The sequence below is a fragment of the Sporosarcina luteola genome, assembly GCF_007991495.1.
Lineage (GTDB): Bacteria > Bacillota > Bacilli > Bacillales_A > Planococcaceae > Sporosarcina > Sporosarcina luteola.
The window spans coordinates 42,947-59,296 of the sequence record NZ_BJYL01000017.1 but is presented as its reverse complement, the minus strand read 5'-3'; the positions used below and the strand labels follow the sequence as shown (position 1 = coordinate 59,296).

Here is a 16,350-nt window from a genome sequence, read left to right as displayed (position 1 = left end):
TCAGTATGAAAAAGCGAAAGAGTATTGCTTGGAAGTTATCTGGATTAATTATCGGTCTGTTTTTACTGCTGTTCATCGCCTATACGGTTATAACGAGCACAATTTTACACGGACAAACCGTAGCAGACGCTGAAAAGAATGCAATAGAAAACACTCAGTTGAGCGCAGCGGAAATAAGCAAGAGATTCAGCAAAACCGATGAAATGCTGCATGCTACGAAGCGTATTTTTGAAACATTGCATTCGCAGGGAAATCTTACAACTGTAGAAATCCTTGATATTATGGAAAGAAATTTAAAAGATAACACGGATGCGATCGGTATGGCTGCTGTATTCGAGAGCGGTATGATTCCACTTGATGATCAGGTTGATAAAAACATAGTTGATTCATCCAAAAGGCTTATCCCTTACTTATACAAGGAAGGCGATAGCATGGATTTGAGAGGGCTAGTGGGATACGACGTCGCAGGCAACGGGGATTGGTATGCGATTCCTAAAAGTGAAAAGCGAGCTGTACTGACAGAACCTCACGAATATGATGCAGGCGACAAAACAGTGCTAATGACGACTATGGCTGTGCCGCTTGAGACTGAATCCGGTCAGCTTCTTGGAGTATTGGCGGCAGATATAACAATCGACTTCCTTAATGAATTGGTGACATCGATTCAGCCTGACGGTGGGTATGCTTCAATCATAACGGAGACAGGCAACTTGACGGCGAATAGCTTGAAAGCAGAAATGATTGGAACGAATATGAGCGATTCAGTTGATTGGGAAAGTATGAAAGAAAAATTGGATCAAGGGCAAACCGCAACATTGTATGTGGATTCCCAAAGCTTGAATGAGAAGTCATTTAATGCTTTCGCGCCAATCATGCTTGATCATATAGATGATGTATGGTCCGTGCAAACGGTATTGCCGCGATCCAAAATCCTTACTACTTTCAATAAGATTCTGTTAGTGACTTTTATTGCGGCAATTGTGATCGTTGTATTGATGGCGGGAGTGACATCGTGGTTCATCTTCAAACAGCTGAAGCCGTTAGCTTACTTACAGCGATCTATTGAAAAAGCAGCAACTGGTGACATAACGCAATACGTTGAGGAGCAATATATCCGCAACGATGAAATTGGGGCTGTGGCGACCGCTTATAACGATATGTTGCGTCAAACGAATCAGGCAATGAGTGCAGTACGCTTTTCTTCAAATGAATTAAGTGATTCCACGGCGCATATCCACCATGCATTTGAGGAGATTGTCGCGTCCAGCGAAGAAGTATCGTTGGCGACAAATGAAATTGCGCAAGGTGCTTCCACTCAATCAGAGGATACGGAAGAAACGAGCAACCGGATGACTGAATTGGCGGAGCAGATCAACACGCTTTCCCGTCTTGCCGATAGCATGGATGCGTTGTCTAAACAAACAGTCGCATCGACGGAAAAAGGAATTACGGAAGTGCAAAGTTTGCGAGAGCATAACGAAACTGCGAATGAAATGAATACGAGAGTTCAACAGCAAATGGATGCGCTCTCGACTAAAATTGCTGCGATCGATCAAGTCATTACTTCGATTCAAAGCATTACCGGGCAGACGAATCTTCTCGCTTTGAATGCGAGCATTGAGGCAGCACGGGCTGGGGAACACGGCAAAGGGTTTGCAGTTGTCGCGGAGGAAGTTCGTAAACTTGCGGAACAGTCAAGAGTGGAAACTGAAGTGATCCAGCAGACTGTTCAAGAAATCATTACGGAATCCAAACAAACTTCCGCAGTTATCGAGTCCAATCGTCAAATGATGGAAGGTCAAAACAAGTCTGTCGCAGGCACCGAATCATCCTTTATGGAAAACGCGGAGCTGACGGGACAGATGAGTGTGTCCATCAAAGAATTGACAGCTGAATTAACCGAAATGCTTGAGCACAAAGATCAAGTGATGACTTCCATTCAAAGCGTATCGGCTGTATCAGAAGAAACAGCAGCATCTGCTGAACAAGTGAGCGCTTCTTCGGTTGCTCAACAAAGCGAATTAGAACGTGTCGCTGATTCAACGACGCGCATGAAGAATATCGCAAATGAACTGCAAGGGATCGTTGAACGGTTTAAGTTGCTTTAAGTCCCACGCTCATGGAAGCGGGTATCGCGCTCAAGGAATCGGGTTCGGCGCTCAAGGGAGTGGGTTCCGCGCTCAAGGAATCGGGTTCGGCGCTCAAAGAATCGGGTTCGGCGCTCAAGGAATCCGGTCCCGCGCTCAAAGAATCGAGTTCCGCGCTCAAGGAAGTGGATTCCGCGCTCAAGCAAGCTGTTCCCGCGCTCAAGCCACTCCTCATAAAAATAAATTCAAGACTAAAAAAGCAAACACTCCGCCAATAAGTGACGGAGCGTTTGCTTTTTTCATCTGGCACCTTAATTCATTTACATTTCCTCGGGAGCCTTCATTCCCAACAACCGCATCGACTCTGTTAAGACGATGGTGACGCACCGAACAAGCGAGGCCCGATAAGGAAGGTTGGCCTCATCCGAAAGCACCGGCACATTCCCATAAAACGAATTGAATGCTTGTGCGAGGTCGACCGCATATTTTGCAATGATGGAAGGATCTAAATCATTCGCTGCCCGCTTGACAGCTAACGGGAATTGCTCGAGCAATTTGATCGTTTCCCACTCGTAGTCATTCACTTCAACGACATCAAAAGTATTTGCTTCACCCGCCTTGCGCAAAATCGAGTGGGCCCTCGCGTTAGCGTATTGCGCATATGGACCGGTTTCCCCCTCCACTTGCAGCATCGTCTCCAAATTGAATTCAATATCATGCTTCCGGTGCTGCTTCAAGTCACTGAATAGAATTGCCCCGACCCCGACAGCTTCAGCCACGTCGGATTGATTGGCAAGAGCCGGATTCTTCTCCTCGATATTTTTCTGTGCTAGCCCGATCGCTTCCTTCAGCACTTTCTCAAGTAGGACAATCTTGCCTTTACGCGTCGACATCTTTTTCCCGCCTTGCAGAATAAGTCCGAACGGCACGTGTGTGATGTCGTTTTCCCATTCATGCCCCATTTTGCCCAGTACTTTTTTGATCTGCGTAAAGTGAAGGCTTTGTTCATTGCCGACTACGTAAATGGACTTTACGAAATCATAATTGTTTTTCCGATCGGTGGCGGCAGCCAAATCACGGGTAGCGTACAACGTCGCTCCATCTGATTTTTTAATTAAACACGGTGGCATATCTTCCTCGAGTTGCACAACCATCGCACCATCAGATTCGACCAATAGTCCTTTGTCTTCGAGCTGCTGCACGACAGGCTCCATTTTGTCGTTATAATACGCTTCACCATTATAAGAATCGAAGGTGACGCCGAGCAGATCATAAATACGCTGAAATTCCTTCAACGACTCGGTTTTAAACCATTCCCACAGGGCGAGTGCGTCGGTATCACCGTCCTCAAGCGCCTTGAATGCCGCGCGACCTTCATCGTTCAAGGACGGAACGGACTCCGCTTCTTCATGAAAACGGATGTACAGTTTCAACAGCGTTTCGATAGGTGCTTGACGGACATCTTCCTCGTTGCCCCACTTCCGGTACGCGGTGAGCAGCTTCCCGAATTGTGTGCCCCAATCACCGATGTAGTTGATTTTCACTGGCTGATACCCATTCTTTTCGAGCAATAAAGCGATGGAATTCCCAATGACCGTGGAACGCAGATGGCCCATGGAAAACGGCTTTGCGATGTTGGGGGACGATAAATCGATTGTCACAACACCACTGTTGCCTTCATTTGATGAACCATACGTAGCGGATTTCTGTAAGACTGTTTGTAAAAGTGCCGTTGCAATGACTTCCCGGTTCAAAAATAGATTGACGTACCCATTTACTGCTTCGGCTTTCTGGATCAATGGATGCTTGACAGAAGCTGCAATCTCCTCCGCGATAGCGACTGGTGATTTTCGCAAGACTTTTGCAAACTGAAAACAAGGCAACGCAAAGTCGCCTAACTTGGCATGCGCAGGGCGCACCAGCATTTGCTCCTCCAATTGAATTGGGCTGACTATCTGTAAAGCTTGCAAAATATCGTTTTTCATTCACACAAACCCCTTTTTACATAAAATAAAAAGCCTTCGATCTCAAATAAATGAGACGAAAGCTTGTTCCGCGGTACCACTCAAATTGCCCCAGGATTTATGGGTAGGGGCCCCTTTCTCCTAACGGCGAGACACCGGCTTTTCCTACTTCGTTCAGAAAAGCATCTTCGAAGTGCGTTTCATGAATCCACTCCGCCAGGCTTCCACCAACCCCGGCTCGCTACAGAAGTGATGACTCATTACTCTCTTCGTCATCGATATTGTAGTTGAATGTATCAAATTGGTGGCCGGGTGTCAATGGGTAATTGTCGTAACTTTAACACGATTCATTCGTCTAACTTCATAAGTGGGAGGTTTTGGAATGAAATATACTATATCGATACTGTTAGGTGCTGCTTTATTGTTAGGAGGATGTGGAACGGATGAGTCTGCTATAAATGGCACGGTCGAAGATAGTGGGTGGAAGACGTTAAAGGAAGTAAGTGGGCGGGAAATCATTGCTGAATTAAAGCAAACCGTCCAAGAGACGCCGAAGCGGGACAAATCGGCGACTTTGGAAACGCCGGGTCCAGAGTATGAGAAGCCTTCTAAGGAATTGGCGGAGGATATGGCAGTCCAAGGAATTGAGGGACCTGCTGCGATCCAAGCGGTGGAAAGCGTCTATGGTGAAGGCGGTATTCATAATGAAGGGGTCATCTTCATCGAAAACCAGACGAAGGGCGCTGCCCAATCGGGCGTATGGATTGGGCTAAAGGATCCGGATGAACGCGTTCAGCAATTGCTTGATTTGCTGCAACCGAAAGTAGATGCGGGTGAAATCCTAGCGGAACCGATCTATATATTCCGAAGTCCTCATACGGAAAAGGAACTTTACGAATTGCAGGAGGAAGTCGTGGAAGCATTGAAAGAGATGGAATCGGAACGGGGATCATTCGGTCTATACGTTGACGTCATTTCGGGCGAGATTGAAATAACCCATGATTATCTCAAACCGGAGCAACAAGAGGAGTTGCAGGAGATATTCGCTGGCCACACGATCAACTTTACGCAAGATGGAAGGATGGTCGCGGAGTCAGGGGAATCAACTGTCATTGCCCCTGAACAAACATACACGGATACTCCTGTGATAGAAGGGGGATTCATATTGGCAGCTGGTGATGGAAGTATTTTTGTAGCTGGCGGGACAGAGAGTGCTGTGTTTTACAAATTCGCAGAAGCCGACAAATTGAAAGTCGGCCAGCGTGTGAAAGTGGAAGCATCCGGGCCGATTTTGGAATCTTATCCTGGTCAGGGAAGTGCGAAATTTGTGGAAGTCATGCCGGACTATAAGCCGGCAAATGCCAAACTTTCCGAGTCGCGGGCCGTCGCGAAGGCATTGGACATTGCGGGTGAAAGATTATCAAATGGTTTCGTGTTGATTGATGAGGTTTCTTTTGACGAGAATGAAAAGAAATGGGTATTCAAGCTTTTGCCGGATGATGGGGAAGATACGCTGGAAGTTGCGGATGAATAAGAGTAGAGCAACCGTCGCTTGTGGGCGGTTGTTTTTTTATGAGGAATCGTAGTGGAGTGGAACTAAACAATTTTTGCTACGTATTGAGGCCAATTGGTGACTAATTTATGCAAATCGGTGGTAACCACGTCCGAATCGGTGGTAAAGGCCCGAGCAACGGTGGTAAAGACCCAAGCATCGGTGGTAACTGGATCTTCCGTGCAAGAATCCATATGCAAATAGATTTGATTCGCGTCGCCTCGGTTTCCACCCAGGCCCCATGGGTATCCTAAAGATGAAGGAGGGGTTTGATTTGTCGAAAAGATTAGTTTCCGCAATACAGGAGCACGCTTTCCCGTTGAATGATCAAGCATTCGATACAATTTTGGACGCAATTGGTGACGCCCGGATTGTTCTTCTTGGTGAAGCGACGCATGGAACATCGGAGTTTTATAAAGTACGCGCAGCATTATCGAAACGGCTTATTCAGGAGAAAGGATTCAGTGTCATAGCGGTAGAAGGCGATTGGCCGTCCGCCCAGGGGGTTAACCGCTACGTAAAAGGTTTTGATGAAGAGAGAAAATCCGCCCATCAAGTACTGTCGCAATCCTTCAACCGCTGGCCGACGTGGATGTGGGCGAATGAAGAAATAGCGGAATTTGTCGAATGGTTGAAAATTGAAAATGAAGGGAAAGAGGCAGCTACTAAAACAGGCTTCTATGGTATTGATATGTACAGCCTGTATGAATCGATCGATGAACTGCTAAGGTTTCTTCGGGAGAATCCCCAGTTTCAGACAGATCTGGAGTTGGCGAAAAAGGCATTTTCCTGTTTTGAGCCGTATAACCGTATGCCGGAGCATTATGCGCTGTCGACTGCACATTTCACGGACGAGTGTATAAGTGAGGTCTCCAGTTTATTGACAACAATCCGTAGCCACGAAGATCTTTACTCGAATGAACAGGAAAAAGATTTGAACGTGACGATGAATGCATTAGTCGCAAAAAACGCCGAGTCCTATTATCGTGCGATGATGCAAGATGACGCCATCTCTTGGAATATACGCGACATGCATATGGTCGAGGCAATCAGTGAATTATTAAATTATCATGGCGAAGATGCAAAAATCATTGTTTGGGAGCATAATACCCACGTCGGCGATGCATCGGAAACATCGATGGCAGATCATAAAATGATCAACGTCGGCCAGCTCATCCGGGAGAAGTATGGAAGAGAGGATACATTTGCTATCGGCTTCGGCACATACGAAGGAACCGTCATTGCTGGAGAAAGCTGGGGAGAACCTTTTCAAAAGATGAATGTGCCACCCGCCAAATTCAACTCATGGGAAGGGCAGATGCATGCGGCAAAAGCGGAGGATCAAGTCATTTTGTTTACGGAAGCAAACCGGCTTTTATTCAACGAATGGATCGGCCACCGCGCGATTGGGGTCGTCTATAATCCTGAGTTCGAGGCGTACGGAAACTATGTACCGTCAAGGGTAGGCAGTAGATATGATGGATTTGTTTTTGTGGACCAAACCTCGACACTAGCACCAATTAAGGTGTAAGAGTCATGCATTGATTGCACGGCTCTTATTTTGACGAAATCTTATAAAATACTTTCTACCTATTTACGATTAAACCACAACATGTTAGGGTAATAGATGTACATAAGACACTATATATAGTATTGAACGATGGAATGGTACCGTTATCGGTTTAAAAGGGAATCCGCAAATCGGAGCTGTCCCCGCAACTGTAAACGCAGACGACCGTCTCAAAATCCACTGCAGCATAGAGCCGCGGGAAGGGGAGATGGAAGGAGGAAGCGTTAGCCAGTAGACCTGCCGTCCATCGTCAAGCGACACTTTCTTCGGGGGTTGAGAGGTGGAGGCGAGCGGGTTTTTTGCTTTCATCATTGATTCCAGAACCCGATTTGTTTCCTAATCAAAATCCATGAGCGATGACTCTACCGAACAGGTGGAATCATCGCTTTTTTCATTGCGAAGCTAACCAAAGGAGATGGATCGAATGACAATCATTACTGAGAGAAAAGACATTATGGACGAGCTGCATGCTGAATTTGGGGCCGATAAACTTCAACCGCTTCTAACAGCGAGCGAGCGTTGGAAGGAGCGGCATCCGGGAGGAACGAAATCCGACTGGTCGAAAGCGATGATCTTAGAGGCGCTGAGCAATATCGACGAAGCATCCGCTTATTGGACATTTGTCGCTGCACGGATTTATTTGCAGGAAGTCTATTCCCGCCAGGAAAGCATGCGAGGCGCCAACGTCTATACGGATTTTGCCGACAATGTAGAACGGCTCGTCAAGAAAGGCCTTTATACACCTGCCCTGACTGAAAAATATACACGTGCAGAATTGGACAAGCTCGGTGAAATCCTAGTGCCTGAACGGGATAAGTTATTTACATATATTGGATTGAAAACACTCGTGGACCGGTACAACGCAGTCGATTTCAATAAACAACCAGTCGAACTCCCACAAGAACGCTGGCTCATCATCGCGATGACACTCATGCAACATGAAACAGAGAACCGTCTGGAAAAAATTGCGGAGTCATATTGGGCGCTGAGCAATCTGTATATGACTGTTGCGACGCCAACATTAGCGAACGCAGGCAAGCCGCATGGTCAGCTGTCGAGCTGCTTCATCGATACGGTCGACGATTCGCTCCAAGGAATTTACGACAGTAATACCGATATTGCCAATCTATCAAAATATGGCGGGGGCATCGGCGTTTATATGGGCAAGGTCCGTTCACGCGGTTCTTCGATAAGAGGCTTCAAAGGAGCTTCAAGCGGCGTTCTGCCTTGGATCAAACAGTTGAACAATACGGCCGTCAGCGTCGATCAGCTTGGGCAACGTCAAGGAGCAATCGCCGTTTATCTTGATGTATGGCATAAGGATATTTTCACATTTTTGGATTTGAAATTAAACAACGGGGACGACCGACTTCGCGCGCATGACATCTTCACAGGCATCTGCCTGCCGGATATTTTCATGGAGCAAGTTGAAGCTCGCGGCGACTGGCATTTATTCGATCCGCATGAAGTACGTACAGTAATGGGCTATTCATTGGAAGATTATTATGATGAAACGAAAGCCTCCGGTTCATTCCGCAAGAAGTATGGGGAATGTGTCAACCACCCTGAATTGACTAGGGAGACCGTGCCAGCGATTGAAATTATGAAACGTGTTATGCGCAGTCAACTCGAAACGGGGACGCCGTTCATGTTCTACAGGGATGAAGTGAACCGGGCAAATCCGAATAAGCATGAGGGAATGGTATATTCAAGTAATCTTTGTACAGAAATAACGCAAAATCAGAGTCCGACCGAGTTCGAATCTGTCACTCTTGAAGGTGATATCGTCGTGACCCGTTCAAAACCAGGCGATTTTGTCGTATGCAACTTGTCGTCCGTAAATCTTGGACGAGCAGTGCCCGCTGACGTATTGGAACGGCTCATCACGATCCAAGTGCGCATGCTCGACAATGTCATAGATATGAATAAAATCCCAGTCGTCCAAGCGCAACGGACGAATGCCCGCTACAGAGGCATCGGACTCGGCACGTTCGGCTGGCATCATCTGCTCGCTTTGAAAAACATCCAGTGGGAGTCGGATGAAGCGGTTGAATTCGCGGATAGACTCTATGAAAAAATTGCTTATCTGACAATCAAGGCATCGATGGAATTGGCGAATGAAAAAGGGGCATATCCTTTATTCGAAGGGTCGGATTGGCAAAGCGGCGCTTATTTCGAGAACCGCAACTATGACTCGAAAGAATGGCGTGAACTGCGTATCGATGTCGCGACAAACGGTATTCGGAATGGCTATTTGATGGCAGTTGCGCCGAACAGTTCAACGTCTGTCATCGCTGGATCCACAGCTTCCATCGATCCGATTTTCAAGCCTTTCTATCATGAGGAAAAGAAAGATTATAAGCTGCCGGTCATTGCACCGGATCTCGATCATAACACATACGATGTGTACCGCCGCTCCGCGTATATCGTCGATCAGCGCTGGTCCATCAAGCAAAATGCGGCAAGGCAGCGTCATATCGACCAAGCGATTTCGTTCAACGTCTACGTGCCGAATAATATCCGTGCATCCGTCCTCCTCAACTTGCATATACAGGCATGGAAATCGGGTATGAAATCGACGTATTACACGAGATCGACAGCATCTGACATTGAGGAGTGCGAATGGTGTCATTCCTGATTGCGTATGCATCATGGAGCGGAAATACAGAGGAAGTGGCGGAAATCGTGGAGGAGACACTGCTCACAGAAGGAACGGACGTGGAAGTTCACCGGATCGGACTTGGACCGGTCCCTGACATGCGACGTTTTGACGCGATGATGATCGGATCATTCACATGGGACAAGGGCGCGACGCCTGAAGAGGTGAAGGATTTCGTTGCGGACATCGGCTATAAGCCGAAAAACGTCTATGTCTTTGGCACAGGAGATACCCAGTTTGGCGGGGATGCGCTGTTTTGTCACGCCGCCGTCAAACTGGCGCGGTTTTACGAATCAACATATAAACCCTTAAAAATTGAACAAAGCCCTCGTGGCATCCAAGAAAAGAAAGTCATCGAATGGACGAAAGGAGTAGTTCAACATTGGCAACACTTACACGCGTTAAAGTATTGAATCCGGCTCAACCAAACAAATCAACAGCGATTTTCGGCGGGCAAGCGAGCGGCATTCTGAATTGGAACGATCTTGCCCATCCTCATTTCTACACATTGCGGCAAAAGATCCGCTCTCTTTTTTGGACAGCGAATGAAGTCGATATGACGCAAGACGTAAAGCAATTCCCGAACTTATCAAAAGCGGAGCAGGAAGCTTTCCTAAAGATCATCGGATTGCTCGCGACATTGGACGGGCCTCAAACCGTCGTCGCCATGAAAATTGCAGATTTCGCAACCGATCCTTCGGTGAAATCAATTATGGCGACCATTGCCGATCAGGAAAGTGAGCATAATCATAGCTATGCATATGTCCTGTCGTCTGTAACGACGCTCGACAAGCAGATGGCTTCATTTGAAATGGGTCGAACTGATGAAGTGCTCATGAAGAGGAACGAGCGGATTGTCGATATCTATAATGAATTTGCAGAGAATCCAACGATTGAGACTGTGTTAAAAGCGATGGTCTACACGACATTATTGGAAGGACTGTTCTTCTATAGCGGCTTCGCATTTTTCTATAACCTCGCGCGCCACCAGAAAATGGTCGGCACGTCGACAATGATTTCCTACATAAATCGTGATGAATTGCAGCACGGTAAAGCGATCAGCGACATATTTCGCGCGGCCCTTGCTGAAAATCCTGAGTATAATACTGAAGATTTCACGGAGTGGATTTATAATCAATTCCGCCACTCTGTCGAACAGGAAATCATTTGGAGCCGCTATGTGCTTGGGGAAATCGAAGGAATCGATTTGGACGAAATGGCAGGCTATGTGAAATATCGTGCGAATAAAATGTTGCGCATGCTTGGACTAAGTGAAATTTACCCTGAATTCACGGACAACCCGATGAAATGGATTCGCGCCTACGTCGACAACTTTGATGACACGAAGACTGACTTCTTTGAGCAGACATCGAGACAATATGTAAAGACGAGTGATTTGAACGGATTTGATGATTTGTAATTTATATCGTTATATGGAAAGGGCTGCGCAGAAATTCTATCGCAGCCCTTTTACTGTTTTGTATTAATTACACGCGTCCAAAGCGTTATGCAGCACGTCCAAAGAGGCACATCACGCGTCCAAAGCGTTATGTAGCACGTCCAAAGAGGCACGTCGCGCGTCCAAAGCAAGCATCAGACAGACTCTCATGATTTATTTTTCCCCAGTCAACCGCTCGCTCGTATTCACTTCCTTGCCGGCAATCCGCTTATTGAACGTCTTCCGCCAACTCGTCGATAATTCATCCAACTGAAGGATTTTCCGCGCGCCCTCCAAATCATCCTTCGCATGATGCATAAGCCGGTTCGCTTCAGTTACCGTTATGGCAAGTTCGGGCCGGTTAATATGCACTAATTGGTTGAAAGGGGAGACAATCCCTTCTTTCAAGACACGGAAGTAAAATCCCGTATAGCCTGTATCCTGCACAAGGACGGGCATGTCTTTGCGGTCATGGATGAGCGATAGCTTGAAGCAAGGCTGCCGCGGCTGACTCACTTGGACGATCGCTTCGCCGAGTTGGAATGAATCCCCAATGCACACATCGTCCTCCGTCAATCCGCGGAGCGTTAAATTCTCGCCAAACGCACCTGCCTCTAGAGTTTTCTCCAATTCTTCTTCCCAATAAGGGTAATGCTCGCTGGCGTAGACGCAGACGGCTTTCTCCACTCCCCCATGGTGGACAAGATCGCCTTGCCCATCGCCGTCAAAGTTCACTTTGGATAAAAACACAGGTTCCGTAATCGGTTGTTTGCAGATTCCGGTCAACACTTCCTTTTTCCCGAATTGCCATTCTTTCGGCTTTCCGACATTCAATGAAATGATTTCAATTTTATTCAAACGATTCACCTACCCAAACAGTTAATCTTGTATACATACTACTATAGTTATTGTCGGGTAAATAGAATAGCAGAAACACTTAGTTATTAGAAAAATGTTCTATAGATAAAGAAGACAACTGCACCTATACCAAAGCCTACTAAAAGCTTCATTGCTTGTTTCATATTAATCCACCATCCTTTTCCGATAGATAGCAATAGTCAAAACTGCAAACACAACAAGCCAAGCAAGAATAATGCTCAAATTTGATAAGATATCACCAAATCCTGCACCTGTTTCCACCGCCGTAGCAATTTCAATTAGCTGGGCGTTCGGCATATAGTTAGCCACTTTTAACAGAGGATATTTATCGGCAAATGCAGTGATGGATGAGCCGAATGTGAATATGCCGATGACAGGCAATACATAGACAGACGCTTCCATTACCGATTTTGCGAAAAGTCCTACCAATGTGCCCAAAACAATATAGAATAGAGCAGATGTAGTTAGAGCAATTAAAGTAATGAAAACGTTTTGCGGATAGTAATCGAAAAGGAACGCACATACCACTATGACGACCATTGTCAAAATGAATGAAAGTAAACTTTTGCCGCTCAATATTTCAGCAGTGTTAGCGGGGGATAGCATAAGGCCGCGTAACGTATTCTTTTCCTTTTCTTCAGCGATTAAGCAGCTTTGAACAAAAGCGCCCACCATTGCAAACGTCATGTTAAAAACCATATAGTACGCATCAAGGGAATCGACACCCATCCGGCCGTATAAGGCAGCTAATATAGGCGGCATGAAAATGACAACTGATACAGCCATATTCCTTGAAAAGTCCTTATAATCCTTAAATAAAATTGCGGTCATCCGTCTCCATGAAAAAGTCATAACAATTCCCTCCCAGTCACTTTTACAAAAATATCACCTAAAGTCGGCTCGTTCGAATGAATGGTAGCTACTTCGTTTCGATTCATATGTTCAAACAATATCTGCGCCCCTTCATCGCCTGCCGGGATCACAATTTTCTCATCGTTTGTCAGCTCGACTGTAATCGTTGAATCAGAATGTTGCTTTCTAAGGTTATTCGGTGTATCCAATAACTGGATTTTTCCTTTATTTAAGAAAGCAATCCTATCACATAGCGTTTCTGCCTCTTGCATATCATGCGTCGTTAGAAAAATTGTTGTTCCTTTCTCATTAAGAGCACGCAACCCTTTGTAAATATGCATCGTGTTCACAGGATCCAATGCCGAAGTAGGTTCATCCAAAAATAGAAGTTCAGGCTCGTGAAGTAAAGCACGAGCAAGCGTCACTCGTTGTTTCATACCTTTTGACAATGCAGAAACCCGTTTCGCTTTCTCATCTAATAGATTAACGGATTCCAATACCTCTTCGATTTTCTTATGAGGCACATCATATAAATCACAATAGAGCTTTAAATTGTCATATATCGATAATCTTACATATAGGCCGCTATTGTCTGTCAGAACGCCAAAGCGATTTCGAGATGTTGGCTTCTTTAACATAGAAACAGGTTCTCCAAAGACCTTCGCAATTCCGCTTGTTGGATTCAATTGCCCCGTCAATATTTTAATAGTAGTTGTTTTCCCTGATCCACTCGGTCCTAGAAAACCGAATATTTCGCCTCTTTTAACTTGGAAGTCAACGCTTTCAAGTGCTGTTTGGTTAGCAAAGATTTTTGCCAAGCCTTTCACCTCAATAATGTTTTCCATCTGTATCCTCCTCCAACTAATTGTCGTCCATTTCGTATTTGCAATCTCAGATTACTAGGAAATGAATGAGGGAGCATCATATCTTCGATGAAAAGAGTCATATTCAAGGTGAGTGGAGCCGTTTTAGGGTTGAATGAACACTGATATTCCACTTTAAATGTAAGGCCACAGCTCTTCATAACAAGTTTCATTATGAAGAGTGGAAGGTAGTGCCTCCAACTAGACAGAAAGCAACTGTTCAAAGTGATTTCTTTAACGCAGTTTAGGAATTAAATTGTCGAATATTTCCGGGGAAATAGGACAAGCTTCTACAAGTTTAGAGTCCCAACATTTCTTTAAGTTCTGCCATTTTAGTTTTTGATAAAGGAATAGTAGACTTCTTCGCATCCTCCAACACAAGGCTATAGCTATTTCTCGTCCAAGTAATCACTTCTCGCACCCTTTGAAGATTAACGATATACGAGCGATGACAGCGAAAGAAGCCAAAGGGGAGTAGTCGTTGTTCTAAATCATTCAACGTGAACACGCTTGGAAATGATTCTCCCTTAATATGCAAAAATGACTGACCTTCATTGCTTTCAATATAATCAATTTCAATAGGATCAAATAGTACAATCTTTTCATTCACTTTCGTAGGAATCTTTTCAAATCGTACGGGTTGGACTACAGCTGTAGCTTGCTCCTCCAATTCGTTATTTTTTTCAAGCTGCTCCTCGTTACCATCCGTTTTTTCTTGGATTTGCACATTATGCAGTCCATTTTCATCTAACCGATAAACTTCATCCGATGAAGTTATAGCACTCTCTAAATTCCCTGTTAATATTAAAATTGACTTTTTCTGTATTTTAAGTTCGTTCAAAACTGAGATGAATATCCGTTTTGTTTCAAGATCCAGGTTTTGATCGGGTTCTTCTAAAATGTAAATGAAAGGGTTATGTATAAGTAAACAAGCGAGCTGTACCCGTTTTTTCTCTGAATGGGAGAGACGGTTGATCTTCACATTTTGTTTGGAGTCCAACTGGATTTTGCGTAATGTCTCTCCCACTGGAATAGTTGTTCCATATAGTCGTTTTGAAAACTGTATTGTCTCCTTGACTGTGAGTCGTTCATATAATCCGCTATCTAAGAAAAGGAATCCGATTTCTTCGGGAGTATTTGAAAATAAGATTTGACCATTTGACAGTCTTGTCTTTTCAAGCAGCAAATTGATCAGCTGTTCCCTTACATTGACACTTGAATACAAGGCAATTACCTTTCCGGTATCGACATTCAAATTGAATGAAGGAAAAACAACTGTATCATTTACCCTTTTTTCCGCATTTATAAATTGAAGTGACATCTAGTAAACCTCATTTCCTTAATTTCTCTCTAATACTCGTATTATAGCAGTTGAGTGATAACTATGAAGTTTCCATTTTAGGTTTTATCTCCGTTTTGTTGAGAGTCGATAAAAAACCATTGTTGAACAATTTGTGACAGTTCAAAAACTGTGATATACATCACATTCTTACTACTCATCCTTATTTATGATGGAATAGACGAAAGGGAAAAAGGGAAATAGGCATTTCCCTAATATCGTTTCGACTAGTAGTTGACTATCATTGTGATTGAGAATTGTTATCAATAAATATCAAATAACATTAGGAGGAATTTAGAATGACTTCATTAACAATCGACACTCAAGTTTCGGATATCGTAACAGCATTACCACAAAGCGCGGATTTGTTCAGAAACTTGCGGATAGATTACTGTTGCGGTGGGAAGATACCATTGAAGGAAGCTGCGGAACAAAGGAATTTAGAACCTGAAGAGGTCTTAAAAAGCGTAAAGTTAATCGAAGAAAAAAGGGATACGCGAAATAGCCTTGAGCCTTCATCATTCGGTGCAAAGACATTGGTTGCTTATATTCAAGAGAAATATCATGCCGGATTGCGTGAAGAGTTGCCTTTGCTCGCGCCATATGTCACTAAAGTGGCACGTGTGCATGGCGAAAACCATCCTCATCTTTTAAGAATCCAAGAAATTTATAAGATTTTGCGAGCTGAATTAATTGAGCATACGGAAGATGAAGATCAAAACGTATTCCCGCTCATTCTTGAATTTCTGGAAAATCCGACACATGAATTGAAGGAGAAAGTAAAACCTCATGTATTCGAACTTGAAGAGGAGCATGACAACGCCGGTCGTCTTCTTCATGAATTAAGGGAAATTACTAATGGTTTTACACCGCCTGAAAGTGCGTGTGGCACGTATCGGCTTGTCTATGCAAGGCTGGAGCAATTAGAAAAAGAGACTTTCGAACACGTCCACTTAGAAAATAATGTTCTATTCGATAGGGTTCGCGAAGCAATCTAATCAAATTAATGAATAAGGACAAAAAAGTTGCCGAAATGGTGACTTTTTTGCTGTATAGGGGGGAAGGGTTAACGGTATAGGGAAAACCCTAATGGTACTATTCCGATTAATCTTTAACATATAGGGTATAAGGAAAACGAAGTAATGTA

At 44.7% G+C, this 16,350-nt stretch carries 13 protein-coding genes, 1 riboswitch and 1 other annotated feature; of the genes, 8 read left to right on the top strand and 5 right to left on the bottom strand.

What is annotated here, in order from left to right; translation table 11 throughout:
* Positions 1-5 precede the first annotated feature (5 nt).
* Together SLU01_RS07115 and SLU01_RS07110 are read left to right on the top strand one after the other, a co-directional pair.
* Positions 6-2,108: a methyl-accepting chemotaxis protein gene (locus SLU01_RS07115; RefSeq protein ID WP_147056726.1), complete on the top strand. Its 2,103-nt coding sequence runs from the start codon at positions 6-8 to the stop codon at positions 2,106-2,108.
* Between the two features lie 11 nt (positions 2,109-2,119).
* Positions 2,120-2,365 (top strand): hypothetical protein, encoded by a 246-nt coding sequence (locus SLU01_RS07110; RefSeq protein WP_170232624.1) that lies wholly within the window; start codon positions 2,120-2,122, stop codon positions 2,363-2,365.
* Positions 2,366-2,407: 42 nt separating this feature from the next.
* Here the strand turns inward: SLU01_RS07110 and argS are convergent, their stop codons facing one another.
* A complete protein-coding gene (gene argS / locus SLU01_RS07105; RefSeq protein WP_147056724.1) occupies positions 2,408-4,072 on the bottom strand; it encodes an arginine--tRNA ligase in 1,665 nt (554 codons plus the stop codon).
* Between the two features lie 48 nt (positions 4,073-4,120).
* Positions 4,121-4,336 (bottom strand) — a binding site (T-box leader).
* A 97-nt stretch (positions 4,337-4,433) separates the two neighbouring features.
* Between argS and SLU01_RS07100 the strand changes: the two genes are divergently transcribed.
* The 5 genes from SLU01_RS07100 (at position 4,434) to SLU01_RS07080 (ending at position 11,252) form a co-directional block, all read left to right on the top strand.
* Entirely contained in the window at positions 4,434-5,585 is a 1,152-nt protein-coding gene (locus tag SLU01_RS07100; RefSeq protein ID WP_147056722.1) for a DUF3221 domain-containing protein, read from the top strand.
* Between the two features lie 292 nt (positions 5,586-5,877).
* Positions 5,878-7,134, top strand: coding sequence for an erythromycin esterase family protein (locus tag SLU01_RS07095; RefSeq protein WP_147056721.1), 1,257 nt, complete (start codon positions 5,878-5,880; stop codon positions 7,132-7,134).
* 117 nt (positions 7,135-7,251) lie between these two features.
* A riboswitch (cobalamin riboswitch) is annotated at positions 7,252-7,432 on the top strand.
* Between the two features lie 165 nt (positions 7,433-7,597).
* Positions 7,598-9,811, top strand: coding sequence for a ribonucleoside-diphosphate reductase subunit alpha (locus SLU01_RS07090; protein ID WP_373866400.1), 2,214 nt, complete (start codon positions 7,598-7,600; stop codon positions 9,809-9,811).
* The gene (locus tag SLU01_RS07085; RefSeq protein WP_147056717.1) at positions 9,796-10,245 is read left to right on the top strand and encodes a flavodoxin; all 450 of its coding nucleotides are present in this window, start codon (positions 9,796-9,798) and stop codon (positions 10,243-10,245) included. The genes SLU01_RS07090 and SLU01_RS07085 overlap by 16 nt, the downstream gene beginning before the upstream one ends.
* Complete coding sequence (locus tag SLU01_RS07080; protein WP_373866399.1) at positions 10,191-11,252, top strand: ribonucleotide-diphosphate reductase subunit beta; 1,062 nt, start codon at positions 10,191-10,193, stop codon at positions 11,250-11,252. Before SLU01_RS07085 ends, SLU01_RS07080 begins: the two co-directional genes overlap by 55 nt.
* 192 nt (positions 11,253-11,444) lie before the next feature.
* Here SLU01_RS07080 and SLU01_RS07075 read toward each other — a convergent pair whose 3' ends face one another.
* From SLU01_RS07075 to SLU01_RS07060, 4 genes are all read right to left on the bottom strand, one after another.
* On the bottom strand, positions 11,445-12,128 hold the full coding sequence (locus SLU01_RS07075; protein ID WP_147056712.1) for an MOSC domain-containing protein: 684 nt from the start codon (positions 12,126-12,128) through the stop codon (positions 11,445-11,447).
* Between the two features lie 165 nt (positions 12,129-12,293).
* The gene (locus SLU01_RS07070) at positions 12,294-13,001 is read right to left on the bottom strand and encodes an ABC transporter permease (protein WP_147056710.1); all 708 of its coding nucleotides are present in this window, start codon (positions 12,999-13,001) and stop codon (positions 12,294-12,296) included.
* On the bottom strand, positions 12,998-13,846 hold the full coding sequence (locus tag SLU01_RS07065) for an ABC transporter ATP-binding protein (RefSeq protein WP_147056708.1): 849 nt from the start codon (positions 13,844-13,846) through the stop codon (positions 12,998-13,000). Before SLU01_RS07065 ends, SLU01_RS07070 begins: the two co-directional genes overlap by 4 nt.
* A gap of 316 nt (positions 13,847-14,162) precedes the next feature.
* Positions 14,163-15,185, bottom strand: coding sequence for a LytTR family transcriptional regulator DNA-binding domain-containing protein (locus tag SLU01_RS07060; RefSeq protein WP_147056706.1), 1,023 nt, complete (start codon positions 15,183-15,185; stop codon positions 14,163-14,165).
* Between the two features lie 317 nt (positions 15,186-15,502).
* On the opposite strand from SLU01_RS07060, the gene ric reads away from it, so the two are divergent.
* Positions 15,503-16,201: an iron-sulfur cluster repair di-iron protein gene (gene ric / locus SLU01_RS07055; protein ID WP_147056704.1), complete on the top strand. Its 699-nt coding sequence runs from the start codon at positions 15,503-15,505 to the stop codon at positions 16,199-16,201.
* Positions 16,202-16,350 lie beyond the last annotated feature (149 nt).